General features: G+C 70.2%; 14 protein-coding genes. 5 read left to right on the top strand and 9 right to left on the bottom strand.

The window, feature by feature from the left end; genetic code table 11:
- Nucleotides 1-139 precede the first annotated feature (139 nt).
- Entirely contained in the window at nucleotides 140-1,078 is a 939-nt protein-coding gene (locus AC1DGI_RS01845; protein WP_476897549.1) for an endonuclease domain-containing protein, read from the top strand.
- A 62-nt stretch (nucleotides 1,079-1,140) separates the two neighbouring features.
- Here AC1DGI_RS01845 and AC1DGI_RS01840 read toward each other — a convergent pair whose 3' ends face one another.
- Nucleotides 1,141-2,685 (bottom strand): MFS transporter, encoded by a 1,545-nt coding sequence (locus tag AC1DGI_RS01840; RefSeq protein ID WP_476897548.1) that lies wholly within the window; start codon nucleotides 2,683-2,685, stop codon nucleotides 1,141-1,143.
- A 144-nt stretch (nucleotides 2,686-2,829) separates the two neighbouring features.
- Here AC1DGI_RS01840 and AC1DGI_RS01835 point away from each other — a divergent pair, with 144 nt between their 5' ends.
- Together AC1DGI_RS01835 and AC1DGI_RS01830 are read left to right on the top strand one after the other, a co-directional pair.
- The gene (locus AC1DGI_RS01835) at nucleotides 2,830-3,933 is read left to right on the top strand and encodes an LLM class flavin-dependent oxidoreductase (protein WP_441402917.1); all 1,104 of its coding nucleotides are present in this window, start codon (nucleotides 2,830-2,832) and stop codon (nucleotides 3,931-3,933) included.
- Nucleotides 3,933-4,448, top strand: a complete 516-nt coding sequence (locus tag AC1DGI_RS01830; protein WP_441402916.1) for a MarR family winged helix-turn-helix transcriptional regulator — start codon at nucleotides 3,933-3,935, stop codon at nucleotides 4,446-4,448. The genes AC1DGI_RS01835 and AC1DGI_RS01830 overlap by 1 nt, the downstream gene beginning before the upstream one ends.
- Here the strand turns inward: AC1DGI_RS01830 and AC1DGI_RS01825 are convergent.
- Genes AC1DGI_RS01825 through AC1DGI_RS01815 form a run of 3 tightly spaced genes read right to left on the bottom strand, consistent with a single transcriptional unit; the run spans nucleotide 4,445 to nucleotide 7,537 of the window.
- Nucleotides 4,445-5,251, bottom strand: coding sequence for a transglutaminase-like domain-containing protein (locus AC1DGI_RS01825; RefSeq protein WP_476897547.1), 807 nt, complete (start codon nucleotides 5,249-5,251; stop codon nucleotides 4,445-4,447). The genes AC1DGI_RS01830 and AC1DGI_RS01825 overlap by 4 nt on opposite strands.
- A 15-nt stretch (nucleotides 5,252-5,266) precedes the next feature.
- The gene (locus tag AC1DGI_RS01820; RefSeq protein WP_476897546.1) at nucleotides 5,267-6,112 is read right to left on the bottom strand and encodes a hypothetical protein; all 846 of its coding nucleotides are present in this window, start codon (nucleotides 6,110-6,112) and stop codon (nucleotides 5,267-5,269) included.
- 30 nt (nucleotides 6,113-6,142) lie between these two features.
- Nucleotides 6,143-7,537 (bottom strand): M20/M25/M40 family metallo-hydrolase, encoded by a 1,395-nt coding sequence (locus tag AC1DGI_RS01815; protein WP_476897545.1) that lies wholly within the window; start codon nucleotides 7,535-7,537, stop codon nucleotides 6,143-6,145.
- Between the two features lie 82 nt (nucleotides 7,538-7,619).
- On the opposite strand from AC1DGI_RS01815, the gene AC1DGI_RS01810 reads away from it, so the two are divergent.
- Nucleotides 7,620-8,294 carry a DUF1684 domain-containing protein gene (locus tag AC1DGI_RS01810; protein ID WP_476897544.1) on the top strand — a complete coding sequence of 225 codons (675 nt, stop codon included), beginning with the start codon at nucleotides 7,620-7,622 and terminating at the stop codon, nucleotides 8,292-8,294.
- Between the two features lie 4 nt (nucleotides 8,295-8,298).
- The gene (locus AC1DGI_RS01805; RefSeq protein ID WP_441402363.1) at nucleotides 8,299-8,802 is read left to right on the top strand and encodes a GtrA family protein; all 504 of its coding nucleotides are present in this window, start codon (nucleotides 8,299-8,301) and stop codon (nucleotides 8,800-8,802) included.
- A 76-nt stretch (nucleotides 8,803-8,878) separates the two neighbouring features.
- On the opposite strand, the gene AC1DGI_RS01800 is transcribed toward AC1DGI_RS01805, so the two are convergent.
- Genes AC1DGI_RS01800 through AC1DGI_RS01780 form a run of 5 tightly spaced genes read right to left on the bottom strand, consistent with a single transcriptional unit; the run spans nucleotide 8,879 to nucleotide 14,862 of the window.
- The gene (locus tag AC1DGI_RS01800; RefSeq protein ID WP_476897543.1) at nucleotides 8,879-10,045 is read right to left on the bottom strand and encodes a cysteine desulfurase family protein; all 1,167 of its coding nucleotides are present in this window, start codon (nucleotides 10,043-10,045) and stop codon (nucleotides 8,879-8,881) included.
- On the bottom strand, nucleotides 10,042-11,007 hold the full coding sequence (nadC, locus tag AC1DGI_RS01795) for a carboxylating nicotinate-nucleotide diphosphorylase (RefSeq protein ID WP_476897542.1): 966 nt from the start codon (nucleotides 11,005-11,007) through the stop codon (nucleotides 10,042-10,044). Before nadC ends, AC1DGI_RS01800 begins: the two co-directional genes overlap by 4 nt.
- Complete coding sequence (locus tag AC1DGI_RS01790; protein WP_476897541.1) at nucleotides 11,004-12,842, bottom strand: L-aspartate oxidase; 1,839 nt, start codon at nucleotides 12,840-12,842, stop codon at nucleotides 11,004-11,006. Before AC1DGI_RS01790 ends, nadC begins: the two co-directional genes overlap by 4 nt.
- Entirely contained in the window at nucleotides 12,839-14,149 is a 1,311-nt protein-coding gene (gene nadA / locus AC1DGI_RS01785) for a quinolinate synthase NadA (protein WP_476897540.1), read from the bottom strand. Before nadA ends, AC1DGI_RS01790 begins: the two co-directional genes overlap by 4 nt.
- Nucleotides 14,146-14,862, bottom strand: a complete 717-nt coding sequence (locus AC1DGI_RS01780) for an NUDIX hydrolase (protein ID WP_476897759.1) — start codon at nucleotides 14,860-14,862, stop codon at nucleotides 14,146-14,148. Before AC1DGI_RS01780 ends, nadA begins: the two co-directional genes overlap by 4 nt.
- Nucleotides 14,863-15,009: the final 147 nt, after the last annotated feature.

Below are 15,009 nucleotides of genomic sequence, written 5' to 3'. Positions count from 1 at the left end.
GACCCCGCTCCCCCAACTAGCTCGCAGTAGTTGTCGTTTTGAGCGCTCAAAAGGACAACTACTGCGAGCTAGTTGGGATGGTGGACTCCTGGCCTGTGGATAACCCCATGGGCGCGTCAGAGTTTGCCACGATGGGGCCATGAAGACCCCGCAACCCCTGCCCGACCCGGTGGCCGGCGCCCCATTCACCGTCCTCGAGGCGCTCGACGCCGGGGCCAGCTACCGCCGGCTGCGGCACCGCGGCCTGGTGTCACCGAGCCGCGGCATCCGGATCCCGGTCGGTATCGTATCTGCCCCGGCGCTGGCTCCGATGGTCCGACCATTCACCCGGGTCACGGAGTTCTCCGCGGCGTCACACGCCACAGCGTTCCGGTTCTGGGAAATGCCCGGCTTCTTGCCCGGCTCGGACGGCCCGGAAATACACCTGTCCCGCCCTGACACCATGGCCATCCCCCGGCGGACGGGCGTGATCGGGCATGTCGGCCAGTTCTTCGCCGACGAGATCACGAGCATCGGCGGCCTCCTGGTCACCACGAGGACCAGGACCTGGCTCGATGTCGCCCGGCTCATGGGGGTGGATGAACTCACGGTGGTGGCCGACCACCTGGTCCGGGTCCCGCGCCCCGAACTGGAGGGACGCAGCGATCCCCACGCCAGCATCGCCGAGCTGGCCGAGATGCTGGACCGGCACAAGGGAACGCCCGGCATCCGGAAGGCCCGGCTGGCCTTGGAACAGGCCCGCATTGGCGCCGACTCCGCCCCGGAAACCCGGCTCAGGCTGGCGCTGGCGCGCGCGGGGCTGCCCGAGCCCGGGGTGAACCGGCGCACGGAACTGCGCGCCGGCGTCGTCCGTCAACCCGACCTGGCCTACCCGGACTTTCTCGTGGCAGTTGAGTATGAAGGCGACGGGCACTCCGAGGCCGGCCAGGTGGTCCGTGACATCGCCCGTGAGGAAGACTTCGACCGTGCGGGCTGGACGCTGGTCCGGATATCCAAACGCCACATGGCCAACGACGCCCGCTCCGCGGTGGCGAAGGTCCGCGCCGCCCTGCAGGCCCGCGGTTGGGCTCAGCGCTGAATTCTGTCAACTGGGTCGCAGCAATTGGCGTTTTGAGGACCCAAAGCGACACCTATTGCGAGCTAGTTGGGCCCGGGCGGGGCGGAGCCGGGGGTTGCGACGGGTACGCCTGGGACCGGGGCCGCGGCGGCTGCCGGGGGCGGGTCGGAGAAGGCCAGCCGGGGAACCAGGACCAGCGCTGCCGCAGCCGCCAGGCCGGTGACGCCGCAGATGGTCCACACCGTGAGGTAGCCGGCCAGCGGTGCGGCGGTCTGCCCGGCGTCGAAGGCGGCAGCCCCCGCGTCGCCCAGGACGTGGCTGAGCAACGCGATGCCGAACACCGCGGAAGCGAACGCGCCGCCGATGGTCTTGGTGGTGTTCGTCAGGCCCGTTGCCATCGCCGTCCGGTTCAGCGGGGCCGCCGCCGCCGCCGCGGAAGGCAGCGCCGCCACCAGCGCCCCGGAGCCGACGCCGGCCACCGCCATGTTCACCAGCGCCTCGACCAGGCTGGAATGCAGGGGCAGGAAGAGCAGGTAGCCCAGCCCCACGAGCGCGGCGGCGCCGACGAGCGTCCAGCGCGGCGTCAGGCGCCGCGTCACCACGGGGTACAGCAACGCCCCGACCAGCAGTGCCAGCACGTACACGCCGATGATGATCGAGACCTGGCCCGCGCGCAGCCCCAGGCCGTAGCCATGCAGCGCGGGATCGGTCCGGGCGAAGGTGGAGAGCGGGGCCTGGGCGCCCAGCACGGAGACCCCGAACAGGCCTGCGGTCAGCTGCACCGGCCACATGGACTTGGACCGCAGCATCCGGATGTCCACCAGCGGGTCCTCGCGGCCGAGCTCGACGCGGACGAAGGGAATGAAGACCAGCAGCCCGGCCGCGACCAGCGCCCAGACCCACCAGGCGCCGGGGCCGTTGAGCCGCAGGAAGGTCAGCCCCGAGGTGACCAGCAGGAGCCCGAGAGCAAGCAGTGCGAAGCCGCGGGTGTCCACCCGGGCGCCGCTGCGCCCGATGGACTCCGGCACGCCGAAGCGGATGGCGAACCAGCAGGCGGTCGCGGCCAGGGCCGGCAGCATCAGCACCAGCTGCAGCTGCCCGGCGAACACTTCCACCAGGGCTCCGGCCGCGAGGGCGCCCGCAATGACTCCGAATTCCAGGGCCCCGACCAAGATGCCGGCTGCGCGGCGGGTGCGGGCGGCGCCGTCGGGCAATCCGTGTACGCGGCTGAAGATGAGGGCGATTTCCAGCGGGAGCCAGACCACATAGAACCCCTGCAGCGACCACGCAGCGAGGAACGTCCAAAAATCCGGTGCCAGCGCCACGCCCCAGGACGCGGCGGCGGTAAGCACGGTGGAGACGAGCAGGATCCGGCGGTGGCCGTAAAGGTCGCCAAGCTTCGCGAGAACCGGCACGGCCAGGGCGCTGACCGTCAGCTGGGCGGCCTCGAACCAGTTGACGTCGCCGTCGTGGATCCCAAGGTGCCGGGCAATGTCGGTCAGGATGGGTGTGTAGTAGCCCTGCAGGATTCCGCTGGTCAGTTCGACCAGACAGAGAAACGCGACGACGCGGCGCATGGCGGCCTTCCGGGCGGGCTTGGCACCGGGCGGCCAGCCGATTGATTGCATCCTAGGGCCCGGCCCGCACGGCTCCCCGCAGGACGTGGAATATCCCGGCGTGGCGGACGTTATAGAAGACAATAGATGCAAATGCATATAAATCGTCTACACTGGAAGCAGCAACCGGAAGACTCCGGACCGGAAAGGAATACCATGCAGATCGGCGTATTCAGCGTCAGCGACATCACCACCGACCCCACCACGGGCCGCACCCCGACGGAAAACGAGCGCATCAAAGCCTCGGTGGCGATCGCCAAGAAGGTCGAAGAGATCGGCATGGATGTCTACGCCATCGGCGAGCACCACAACCGGCCGTTCTTCTCCTCCTCCCCGACCACCACGCTGGGCTACATCGCGGCCCAGACGGAGCGGATCATCCTCTCCACCGCCACCACGCTGATCACCACCAATGACCCGGTGAAGATCGCCGAGGACTTCGCGATGCTCCAGCACCTCGCCGACGGCCGGGTGGACCTGGTCCTGGGCCGCGGCAACACCGCCCCGGTCTACCCCTGGTTCGGCAAGAACATCCAGGACGGTGTGGAGCTCGCGATCGAGAACTACAGCCTGCTGCGCCGGCTCTGGGACGAGGACACGGTCAACTGGTCCGGCAAGTTCCGCACCCCGCTGCAGAACTTCACCTCCACGCCGCGCCCGCTCGACGGCGTCGCCCCCTTTGTCTGGCACGGCTCCATCCGCACGCCGCAGATCGCCGAAGTGGCCGCGTACTACGGCGACGGCTTCTTCGCCAACAACATTTTCTGGCCCAAGGAGCACTACCAGCAGCTGATCGGTCTCTACCGCGAACGCTACGAGCACTACGGCCACGGCAAGGCAGACCAGGCTATCGTGGGCCTCGGCGGACAGTTCTACATGAGCAAGAACTCGCAGGACGCCGTCAAGGAGTTCCGCCCGTACTTCGACAACGCCCCCGTCTACGGCCACGGCCCCTCGCTCGAGGACTTCACGTCGCAGACCCCGCTGACGGTCGGGAGCCCGCAGGAAGTCATCGAGAAGACCCTGACGTTCCGCGAGTACTTCGGCGACTACCAGCGCCAGCTCTTCCTGATCGACCACGCCGGCCTGCCGCTGAAGACCGTGCTGGAGCAGCTGGACCTGTTCGGCGAGGAAGTCCTGCCGGTGCTCCGCAAGGAATACGCCGAGAAGACCCCGGCCCACGTGCCGGAACCGCCGACGCACGCCGGACGCGTGGCAGCCTCGCTGGCCGCCCGTGAAGCGGCCCCGCAGGAAGCCTGATGTCTGCCAAAGCGGCCGCGGCTACGGCCGGGGCAGCCGCGCCGGTGCCGGCCGAAGCGCCGGCCGTACCGGCCTCCCCGGTGCGGCTGGCGGCCCAAACCTGGGAGTCGCTGTTCCGGGCGCAGGTCGCCGTGATGCGCCGGCTGCAGGCCGGCCCCGCGTTCAAGGCGCTCGCCCTCAACGAGTACGACGTGCTGTTCACGCTCTCCGGCTGCCCGTCCGGCTGGCTCCGGCAAAACGAACTGAACGACCATGTGCTGCTGAGCCAATCGAGCCTGAGCCGGCTGGTGGAGCGGCTCGAAAAGCGGGGCCTGGTGCAACGGATGCCAGCCCCCGACGACGGCCGCGGCGTCCTGGTCCGGCTCACCGAGGCCGGCCAGGACCTGCAGAAGCAGATCGGCCGCGAGCACGTCCGTGATATCGCGTCGTTGGTGGCTCCGGCGCTGACAGCCGAGGAACAGCGCGAGCTGCTCCGGCTGACGGAGAAGCTTCGGGCCTCGGTCCTGGGACGCTAGCCGATAGCGGCGAGCACGGACGGGTCCTCAACCGGCAGCTCGCCGGTGACGGTGGCGGTGACCTGGAGTTCCCGGAGCGAGAGGCTGCCGCCCACGGTGGACAGGAACGCCGTGTCGGAGGAGTCCCTACCGGCCGTGATCCGGAGCATGCTCTCCCGGGGCGCCAGTCCGGTCGGGTCGATCACGTGCCAGGTGCCGTTGACGTGCGCTTCGGCCACGGCGTGGAAGTCCATCGGGCTCAACCCGGGCGCGTAGACGGCTGCCAGCCGTGCCGGAACGTTTTTGGAACGCAGCAGTGCAATCGCCAGGTGGGCGAAGTCCCGGCAGACGCCGCGCCGGTGCAGCAGCGTCTCGACGGCGCCGTCGGTCCCGCGGGATGACCCGCTGATGTAGCGCAGTTCACTGAAGACCCAGTCGCGCACGGCGTGCAGCAGTTCGGCGCCCTGCAGCCCGCCGAACTCGGCGTACGCCGTCGGGAGCAGCCGGTCGGATTCCGCGTAACGGCTGGGCCGGACGTAACGGACGAGCTCCATCAGCCCGGGTTCCTCCGGAGCCGCGCGGCCGGTGACGGTGGCGCCATATACAACCAGGACCTCGGTGGGCTCGGCGAACTCCATGTAGTGGAACCGTCCGCCGTGGTGGTCCGAGAGTTCGGTCAGGGGCACGTCCTCGCCGGCCGCCGTGACGGAGAGCGATTCCTCGAATCCGCTGTAGCCGGGATTGCGGGCGACGGCCACGGCCATGGCGACCTTGGTGTCGGCCACGGTCTTGAAGGCCAGGCGTGCGGACACGATGCGTTCCATGAATCTCCGGAGGGACTAGTTTTTGATCTTCAGCGACATTAGCATCCGCTGGACGTTGGCAAATTCCGAGCCGTCGTTCACGTATTTGTCCGCCTGAGCCAACGTGTCAAAAGCCTTGGCGGGGGCAACTTTCTGGTCCGCGGCGAAGGCCTTGAGCTCGGCCAGGTCGCCGAAGGAATAGTCGCCCTTCCCCTCGGGGCCGCGCACGAGGTTCTGCAGGGCGCAGGACTTTCCGTCTGCGCCGCCGACCACATTGGTGATGCCGTAGGAGCCGAAATACTTGTAGCCCTGGATCACGCGGAACACTACGTGCGGGTCGATGGTTCCGTCCCCGCCGCGGTGCGGCAGTTCCACCGGAACGCTGCTGACCACCACGTAGGGCTTCGCGGCATCGGCGGCGCACGCACCGGCCGGCTGCGGCGTGAGGCCGGTCTGCAGGGCGGCCAGGTACCGGCCCTCGGCGTCCTTCACCTCGATCCGGAGCGCCCCCGGCAGCGTGCCCTGCGCCGGTGTGACCGACTGGGCAATCCAATCCTGCGGCAGGTCGAAGCTGACACTCTTTCCGGGGTCCGTAAACGTCTTCCAGGCCGCGGCTGTTGCTCCCGCCGTCGCACTCGCCGTGGCCCCGCCACTGGCGCCGTCGGAAGCGACGCCGGATGCACCCGGCGAGGCGGCACCCGGCGAGGCGGCACCCGGCGAGGCGGCGCCCGCCGACGGGTCCGCCGTCGTGCTGCCCTGCGGCGTTCCCGCAGTCCACGCCGGGGTGCCCTTGCCGTCGCTGCTGCAGCCGGCGAGCACCGTGGCTGCGAGCGCGAGCGCGGCGGCAAGCCGGATTCCACGGGAAATAGCCGTCCCAGTCATGGTGCCAGCGTAGCCGGGGGYCCGGTCCGTTCAGAGTTTCCGGAGCAGCGTTTCGTAGAAGCGGACGCCGCGGCCCAGGGTCTCCAGTGAGATCTTTTCGTCGACGGCGTGGATGGAGCCACGGTCCGCGGCGTCCATGGCGAACGGCGCGAACCGGTAGACCGAGTCGCAGATGCCGGTGAAGCGGCGCGAATCGGTGCCGCCCATCATGATGTAGGGCGTGATGATCGCCTCCGGGAACGTCGCGGCGATGCTGTCCTCCAGCAGCTGCCACTGCGGCCCGGCGAAGGCTGAGACCGGCGTGGGCTCGTTGCCCTCCACCACCCGCAGTTCCACCTTCGGGTCGCCGATGACCTTCCGCAGCCGCTCCACGGTGCCGGCCACGGTGTCCCCCACGGCGACCCGGATGTTGGCGTTCGCCTTGGCCGTTGCGGCCAGCACGTTGGCGCCGGCGCTACCCTCCAGGGTGGTGACGGCCACGGTGGTGCGGGTCATCGCGTTGGTTTCGTTCCCCAGCCGCCCGAAAAGCCAGGTCATCGGGACCCGGAGCAGGGCGAGGTTCGCGAAGGCAATCCGCAGCGGGGCCGGGGCGTACGGGGCGAAGCGCCGGAGCATCTCCGCGGTGACGTCCGGGAGGCGCTGCGGGAAGGGGCTGCGCTCGATCCGCGTGATCGCCCGGGCCAGCCGCGCGGTCGCCCCCATCCGGGGCGGCGTCGAGGCGTGTCCGCCGGAATCCCGGGTCAGCAGCTCCACGTCCAGGATTCCCTTTTCAGCCACGCCCACGACGGCGGCCGGCCGGCTCACACCGGGGAACGCCCCACCGGCGACGGCGCCGCCTTCGTCCAGCACGAACCATGGCCGCACTCCCCGCCCGGCAAGGAGCCCCGCGGCGGCCGCGGCGCTGTCGCCGGCGGTTTCCTCGTTGTTGCCGAACGAGAAGTAGATGTCTCGCGCGGGGGTGAACCCCGCGCCAAGCAGCGCCTCCGCGGCCTCCAGGATCGCGACCAGCTGGCCCTTGTCGTCCAGCGTGCCGCGGCCCCACAAGTGCGTCCCGTCACTGTGGCCGGCAAAAGGGGGATGGGTCCACGTCTGCTCGTCGCCGGCCGGCACGACGTCGTAGTGCGCCATGAGCACCACCGGGCGGCCCCCGGCGGCGGCAGCCCCGGTCCAGCCCGGGGTGCTGGCAGTACCGGGCCCGCCGGCTGCACCGGGCCACCGGAACAGCAGGGCCAGCCCATTGACGCGTTCCACTTCGAGTGCGCCGTGGACGGCCGGGTAGAGTCGGGACAGCGCCACCAGGAACTGCTCAAATTCCGCGGTGTCCACCTCGGCGGCAATCCGGGAAGATACGGTGCGGAACCGGACAAGTTCGGCCAGCGAGGCGGCGGCGCGGCCGGCTGACCCGGCGGGGGCGGTGGTGTGCATGCGCGAAAGTCTACGGTCGTCGACGGTGGTCCGCGGGGACGGCCCCGCCGGTCGGCAGGCCAAACAAGGCTAGGCTGGTGGAATGGCGGAACAGCATTTGGAGGCAGCGGACCCTGAGGGCCCGGACGGCGTGGCGGGGATGTCGGCCGTCGACATCGCGGACTGGCGGCTCCGGACCTTTGCGCTCTACGCCACGGTGCGGAAGATCGCCACGGACAGCCCGGCCGAAGCCCACTCCTACTGGCGGCACGAGCGGGACCGGATGTTCGGCACGCATCCCGCCTCGCCGCTGACCGAAGACGCGAAGACACACTTCGGCGGCCTCAAGACCGCCGACTACGACCCGATCTACCGTTTCCACGTCCCCATCACCAAGGAGGGCGCTGGCCGGGAGATGAACGTCGAGACCGGCACCGACGGCGTCGTCCGCTTTGTCCGCCTAGGCACCTTCGACCTGCCGGAAATGGGGCAGTTGGCGGTCTGGAAGCTGAACGGTTACGGCGGCGGCATCTTCGTACCGTTCCGCGACGCGACCGCCGGGCAGCCCGGCGGCAGCTACGGTGCGGGCCGCTATCTGCTGGACACCATCAAGGGCGCCTTCCACGGCGTTGCCGGTTCCGGGCCGGACGCCGAGTTCGTGCTGGACTTCAACTTCGCCTACAGCCCCTCCTGCGCCTACAACGAGGCGTGGGCCTGTCCCCTGGCCGGCCCGTCGAACCGACTCGCCGTGGACATCCCGGTCGGAGAGCTGTACTAGCCGGATGGAGCCACCGCTACAAGACGCGCCGCCGCGCCTGCTTCCGCGTGCGACGCCGGCCGCCCCGGCTGTTTCGACGCGCCGCCGGCCCCGCGGCATCCTCCGTTATCCGGTGGCGCGGCAGCTCCTCCGGTTCACCGGCGTCGGCGTCATCTGTACCGTGACTTCGCTGGCGCTCTTCGCGTTCCTCCGGCCATGGATCGGCCCCCAGCCGGCCAACGCGGCGGCGCTGATCCTGACCTCGCTGATGAACACCGCCCTGAACCGGCGACTGACGTTCAAGATCACCGAGCGGCACCGGATGAAACGCGACCACCTCAACGGCCTGATCGTGATCGCCGTCGCGCTGCTGATCACCGGCGGCAGCCTGGGCATCCTGCACTGGATCAATCCGGACGCGACGGTTGCCGCCGAGCTCTGGACCACCACGCTGTCCGGTTTCTTGGCCACTGCCGTGCGCTTCACCATGCTGCGGCACTGGATCTTCCGCCGCGCCCGGCACCGCTAACTCCCGGCGCCCGGGTACCGTCCCTGTCCCCCAGGTAACTCGCAGTTGTTGGCGTTTTCGGGGCCCAAAACGCCAGCTAGTGCGACCCAGTTGGGCCCAGGGCGCGGACGCTGCCGACGGCGGTGCGCACCGCGGCTGCCGCTTCGGTTAGCTCGGCGCCCGTGACGGCTGCATCGAAGCTGAACCGTACCGCGGTCTGGGCCACCTCGGCGCCGATCCCCATCGCCAGCAGCACCGGGGAGGGCTCGTCCGAGCCAGCGGCGCAGGCCGAGCCGCTGGAGCAAATGATGCCCTGCCGTTCGAGCCCCAACAGCACCGACTCGCCGCTGGTTCCCGGGAAGCAAAACGAAGCGACCGAGGGCAGCCGCTCGCCCGGATGGCCCGTGAGGAATGCCCCGGGCACCCCGGCCAGGACTGCGGCGATGAACTCGTCACGCAGGGCTGCGACCCGGACCGAGGCCTCCCGCTGCGCCGTCCCGGCGAGGGTCAGCGCCGTCGCCAGCGCCACCGCGCCGGCGACGTTTTCGGTGCCGGAGCGGCGGCCGCGTTCCTGTCCGCCGCCGTGGATCAGGGGTTCCAGCCGGGTCCGGCCGCGCACGAACAGCGCCCCGCAGCCCTTGGGGGCGCCGAGCTTGTGGCCGGAAATACTCAGCGCGTCCACGCCCAGCTCCCGCACGTCGAGGGACAGCCAGCCTGCGGCCTGCACGGCGTCGCTGTGCAGCGGGACACCGTGTCCGCGGGCCAGCGCCGCCAGCCGGGCCACCGGCTGGACGGTGCCCACCTCGTTGTTGGCGTACATGACGCTGGCCAGCGCGGTGTCCGGCCGGAGCGCGGCCGCGAGCGCCTCCTCGGTGACCTGCCCGTAGCGGTCCACCGGGATCACGTCGACGGCGAAGCCATGGACGCGTTCAAGGTACCGCGCCGACTCCTCCACCGCGGGATGTTCGACGGCGCTGATCGCCACGCGGTCCAGACGGGGGTCGGCGGCGCGCCGGGCCAGGGCGATGCCCTTTACCGCGAGGTTGTCCGCTTCCGTGCCGCCGGAGGTGAAGACGATCTCGCCGGGGCGGCAGCCGAGCGTCTTCGCCGTCGTCTCCCGGGCCGCTGCGAGCGCCGTGGCGGCCGCGTCGCCCAGCGAATGGTGGCTTGACGGGTTGCCGAACTCCCCGCTCAGGTACGGCCACATGGCTTCCAGTACCTCCCGCCGGACCGGAGTGGTCGCGGCGGCGTCCAGGAAGATCACGGCGTCCCCGCAGCCGGCCGGGTGCGGGGCGCCGGCCAGGGTCCGCCGACCGGGTCCAGCTCGACGTCGAGTCCCAGGTCCAGGGCGGTGACGCTGTGAGTCAGGGCGCCGACCGAGATGACGTCCACGCCGGTGGCGGCGATGCCGGCCACGGTGGCGAGGTTGACGTTGCCGCTGGCTTCGACGCGGGCCCGCCCGGCAACCAGTTCGACCCCGTCGGCGAGTTCGATCAATGAGAAGTTGTCCAGCATGATGGTGTCCACGCCGGCGGCGAGTACAGGTTCAATCTGCTCCATGCTGTCCACCTCCACCTCGAAGTGGGTGGTGTGCCCCAACCGCGCCTTGGCATCGCGCAGCACCCCGGTGAGCTGCGTCGGGTCTCCCCCGGTGAGCACCGCGAGGTGGTTGTCCTTGGCGAGGACTGCGTCGGAGAGGCTGAAGCGGTGGTTCGCTCCGCCGCCGCAGCGGACCGCGTAGCGTTCCAGCACCCGCAGCCCCGGGGTCGTCTTCCGAGTGTCGGTGATCCGTGCGCGGGTGCCGGCCACCAGCGCGACGAACTCCGCGGTCCGGGACGCGATCGCGCTCATCCGCTGGACCAGGTTCAGCGCCACCCGTTCCGCCAGCAGCACCCCGCGGGCGTTGCCGGTCACCCGGGCCAGCGCAGTGCCGGCGTCGAACGATTCGCCGTCGGCCACGAGGAGTTCGACGGCGGCGGCCGGGTCCGCCAGCTTCATCGCCGCGGCAAAGACGTCGCCGCCGCTGAATACGCCCGGCACCCGGGCCGCCAGCACCGCCGTGGCGCGGGCTCCGGCCGGGATGAGCGTCTGCGAGGTGATGTCGCCGTATGGCACGTCCTCGAGCAGGGCGGCCCGGAGCACGGCGTCGACGGCGGCCGCGGGAAGCGTTCCGGCGAGGGCCTCTACCGGCGGGGCGGCGGGGCGGGCTGAGGCAGTGGCTGTCATGACGGAATCCTTTGTTTCGGACGGGAGGAGCTGGCAAGCCGGTGGCTATACGCTCCAGGCTGCGGGGTGGAGCGGGCCGGGGCGGCGAGCACTCCCTGGACTGTGGCGCCGGAAGAGGCAGTGACGCCGGCGGCTGGGTCGGCCCGGTAGTGGGCGCCGAGCGAGCCGGTGCGGGCCCGGGCGGCCTCCACGAGCAGCCGAGCGGCCAGCAGCAAGTTCCGATCCTCGTGCACCCGAGGATCCCCCGCGTCCCTAACGGTCTCCGGCCGGACGACGGCGGCCCACTCCGCAAGCTGGGCGGCTGCAGCATGGAGTTCATGCTCGGAGCGCAGCACCCCAGCATGCGTAGTCATCAACCGCCCCAGCGCATCCCTGCTGAACGACCCGGGCCCAGGCACAGACTTCATAACAACCTCGGGCGAACCGGCGGGGGAATATTCCCGGGCACCGCCCAGGGCCGACTGCCCACCGTCATTCGACGGCGTTCCGGAAGCGTGCGTCAAGGTGAGGCCGCCCGCGGCCGAGGCAGCACGCGGAGGAACGGCGTCGAACGACGCCCAGCTCGATTGGCCAGCGATAAAGTTTTCCACCGCCCGCCGCCCGAAAACCAACCCTTCGAGCAGCGAATTGCTGGCCAGCCGGTTGGCCCCCTGGACGCCGGTGCACGCAACCTCCCCCGCTGCGTAGAGCCCCGGCACCGAGGTCCGTCCGCTCAAATCCGTGGCGACCCCGCCCATCCAGTAGTGCGCGGCCGGGGACACCGGCAGCGGTTCGGCGGTCCAGTCGTAGCCGGCGGCGCGCGTCCGTGCGGTGATGGTCGGGAACCGCCGGGCGAGGAAGCCTGTCCCCCGGCGCGTTTCGATGCCGCGGGCGTCAAGGTAGACGGGACTGTCCGCCGGTAGCCCGGCAGCCGCCAGATGCAGCGCGATGCTGCGGGAGACGACGTCGCGCGGGGCCAGCTCCGCGTCCGGGTGGTAGCCGGGCATGAACCGGTGGCCGGCGGCGTCCAGCAGCAAGGCGCCCTCGCCGCGGACCGCCTCGGAGATCAGCAGCGCGGGCGGCCCGCCGGGCACTTCGGCCGCGGCGAGCGTGGTGGGGTGGAACTGGAAGAACTCCAGGTCGCGGACGGCTGCCCCGGCGCGCCAGGCCAGGGCAAGGCCGTCGGCGGTCGCGACCGAGGGGTTGCTGGTGCGCGCAAACAGCCGTCCGGCCCCGCCGGTGGCGAGCAGCACGGCGTCGGCGTCCAGGTGGTTCAGTTCTCCGCCGGCGAGGTAGGCGACGCCCGTGACGGCGCCCGAAGTGGCGCGGGAGGAGGGGTTGCGGTTTCCGGTCAGGAGTTCGGTCACGAAGGCGCCCGTCTCGACCCGCAGCCTGCCCTGGCCGGCGCGGTCGAGCACCGCGGCGACCAGCCCGCGCGAAATGCAGGCACCGGTCGCGTCGCCGCCGGCGTGCAGGATGCGGGCCGCGGAATGCGCGGCTTCGAGTCCGAGCGCGGGTTCGCCGTCGGCCCCGACATCGAAGCGCACGCCGAAGCGGCGCAGCCCGGCAATGTCCCGGACGGCCTCGGTACACAGGGTGCGCACCGCTTCGGGGTTGTTGTGCCCGGCCCCGGCGGCGAGGGTGTCCGCGATGTGCGCCGCCACGGAGTCGCCCGGGGCGGCCTCCCCGGGCGACAGCACTGCGGACACCCCGCCCTGGGCGTAGAACGTGTTGCTCTCCTCGAGTGTTCCCTTGGTCAACAGGACCACCTCGGCGGCGGGAGCAGCCTCGGCGGCGAGCAGCGCCGCGTACAGCCCGGCGATCCCGCTGCCGACGACGACGAGGCGCCTGGTCACGGCCGGGCCGCCAGCATGCGTTCCAGTGCGACGCGGGCGGGTGCCGCGACGTCGTTCGCCACCGTGATGCGGTTGACCACCTCGCCGCGCACCAGTGCCTCCAGCACCCAGGCCAGGTAGCCGGGGTGGATGCGGTACATCGTGGAGCAGGGGCAGATCACGGGGTCCAGGCAGAAGATGGTGTGCTGTGGGTATTCCGCCGCCAGACGGTTGACCAGGTTGATCTCCGTACCGACAGCGAAGGTGGTGGGCTCGGCGGCGGCGGCAATGGCTTTCCGGATGAAGTCGGTGGATCCGGCGGAATCGGCGGCGTCCACCACCTCCATGGGGCACTCGGGGTGCACGATCACCTGGACGCCGGGGAACTCGGCGCGGGCCTTTTCGATCTGGGCCACGTTGAAGCGCTTGTGCACCGAGCAGAAGCCGTGCCAGAGGATCACGCGGGAGTCCTGCAGGGTCTGCTCCTTGTTGCCGCCGAAGTCCTTGCGCGGGTTCCACATGGACATCTGTTCCAGCGGCACCCCCATGGCCTTGGCGGTGTTGCGGCCCAGGTGCTGGTCCGGGAAGAACAGCACGCGCTGACCCCGCTCGAAGGCCCACTCCAGCACGGTGGCGGCGTTCGAGGAGGTGCAGACAATGCCGCCTTGCTCGCCGCAGAAACCTTTGAGCGCGGCCGAGGAGTTCATGTAGGTGACCGGAATGACCGGAACCCGGCCGTCGGCGTCGGGCTCCGTGCCGAACAGCTCCGCCAACTGTTCCCAGCATTCGGTGACCGAGTCGATGTCCGCCATGTCCGCCATAGAGCAGCCCGCGGCGAGGTTGGGCAAGATCACGGCCTGTTCCGGACGGGAGAGGATGTCCGCGGTTTCGGCCATGAAGTGCACGCCGCAGAAGATGATGGCCTCGGCGTCCGGCCGGGTCAGTGCGGCGTTGGCGAGCTGGAAGGAGTCGCCCACGAAGTCGGCATATTCGACCACCTCATCACGCTGGTAGAAGTGGCCCAGGATGACGGCCCGGTCGCCCAGCGCCGCTTTGGCGGCCCGGATCCGGGCGTCCAGTTCGGCGTCGCCAGCCACGCGGTATTCCTCCGGGAGCTGGCCCTGCCTGGGGGTCGACGTCGGCGCGATGTCCGCCATGGACGCGCCGGGACCGTACCCGGGGACGCCGGCCCGGGCCTCGTCGGCATCGAAGTCCCAGGGGCCGCGGACCAGGGCCGGGCTACAGGTGGAAGCTGTTGCCCTGCCGTTGGCGCCGCTGTCGGCCTGCTCGCGCGTAATCAGCTGGATCGCCGTGTTGACGCTGCTCATGGTGTGCTCCTGTTATCTGGATCGAGGCCGGGCCGGCCGGTAAAGCGGTAGAGGCGGGGAGGGCGGTGCTTGCCGCCCTGAAGGTAGTCGTCGGTTTCTTCGATTTCCGGGGCGGCCTTGATCTGGCGCCGGAAGTTGGCCGGGTCAAGCTCACGGTCCAGGACCGCCTCGTAGACTTCCCGGACCTGCGCGAGCGTGAAGTACTCGCCTAGCAGGTGGTAGGCGATCGAGCCGTAGGCCATCTTGTTCCGCAGCCGCCAGAGCGCGTAGTCGATGATCGCTTTGTGGTCGAAGGCCAGTTCGCCGAGCCGGTCGGCCCGGAACCAGCGGACGTTTTCGGATTCGTCGGCGAGCGCGGCCTCGGTGGGCTGGACGAGCGCCCAGTAGACGATCGACACCACGCGCTGGGTGGGTGAGCGGTGCAGGCCGCCGAAGGCGTAGAGCTGCTCAAGGTAGCTCGGGGCCAGTCCGGTGGTCTCGCGCAGGTTTCTGGAAGCGGCGTCCTGCAGCGACTCCGAGTGTGTCAGCGGGCCGCCGGGGAGGGCCCACAGACTTTTGAAGGGCTCCCGGATCCGGCGCACCAGCGGGATCCACAGCGTAGGGCGGCCGGAACTTTCGCTCGGGCGCAACGCGAAGATCACGGTGGAAATAGCCAACGACGGCGGCGCGAGCTGGCGCTCCGAGACGTTGCCTGGTGAGGTGTAGACGGTGATCGACCCCCGCGTTCCGGGGTCCGGACCGGCCTTTGCGGACCGCCCGGACGGTTCCGGCCGTACCGCCGGACTAGTTATAGTCAAATTGACTAGAACTAATTCTACGACCCGATCGGCCGGAAGGGAAATATTTCACCCGCCGCGCGC

Source organism: Arthrobacter sp. 05N428_2, assembly GCF_056397065.1.
The sequence above is the reverse complement of the archived record's forward strand: the minus strand, read 5'-3'. Positions and strand labels throughout refer to the sequence as shown.